Source organism: Mesorhizobium sp. M4A.F.Ca.ET.090.04.2.1 (assembly GCF_003999085.1).
Lineage (GTDB): Bacteria > Pseudomonadota > Alphaproteobacteria > Rhizobiales > Rhizobiaceae > Mesorhizobium.
Window position 1 is genome coordinate 1 of record NZ_RZOT01000958.1, and the last position, 831, is coordinate 831.

The following is an 831-nucleotide window of genomic DNA, read 5'->3' on the forward strand; positions in this document are numbered from 1 at the left end:
ACCGTGAAGATCGCCAGCACCCAGGCAACGATGCGGGTCTGGAAGCCGACGAGGACGGCGAGGCCGCCGAGCAGCTCGATGAGGCCGACGAGGACGGCGGTCACGGTCGGCAGCGGCAGGCCGAGGCTGCCAAAATAGCCTGCGGTGCCGGCAATCGCGGTGAGCTTGCCGAAGCCCGAAAGCAGGAAGATGACGGCCAGCAGGATGCGGCCGAGCAGGATGGTGGTGGAGCTGTTGGAAGCGACGCCGGAACCGGCGACAGAAGTGTTGATGGACATGGGACTCTCTCCGGGAGGATTGGAATGACAACCCAGATAGAGCAGGCAGACTGTTCACCAAAGATGCCGATGTGGCGACAGATTGTTCACCCGGTTACGCCGGTGATACTAGCTTACCCCGGATGCGTCATGTCCTCCGGCCGTACCAGCCGGTCGTAGTCGGCCTCGCTGACCAGGCCTGTCGCCAGTGCTTCCTCGCGCAGGGTTGTGCCCTTCTTGTGCGCCGTCTTGGCGATCTTGGCGGCGTTGTCGTAGCCGATGGTCGGCGCCAGCGCCGTGACCAGCATCAGCGAGCGGTCGAGCGCTGCCTTGATGTTGTCCTCGCGCGCCTCGATGCCGACCACGCAATTGTCAGTGAAGGAGACCGAGGCATCGGCGAGCAACTGCACCGACTGCAGGAAATTATAGGCCATCAGCGGGTTGTAGACATTGAGCTCGAAATGGCCCTGACTGCCGGCGAAGGTCAGCGCGGCATTGTTGCCGAACACCTGCACGCAGACCTGCGTCAGCGCTTCGCACTGGGTCGGGTTGACCTTGCCGGGCATGATCGAGG

General features: G+C 63.3%; 2 protein-coding genes. Both read right to left on the minus strand.

Going from position 1 to position 831, the window contains the following annotated elements; all coding sequences use genetic code 11:
* Positions 1-278 (minus strand): DoxX family protein (locus EN781_RS33450; protein ID WP_145965826.1); only part of this gene is annotated, 278 nt, incomplete at its 3' end.
* Between the two features lie 113 nt (positions 279-391).
* On the minus strand, positions 392-831 hold a 440-nt coding region (locus tag EN781_RS33455), incomplete at its 5' end, for a lyase family protein (RefSeq protein WP_245492723.1).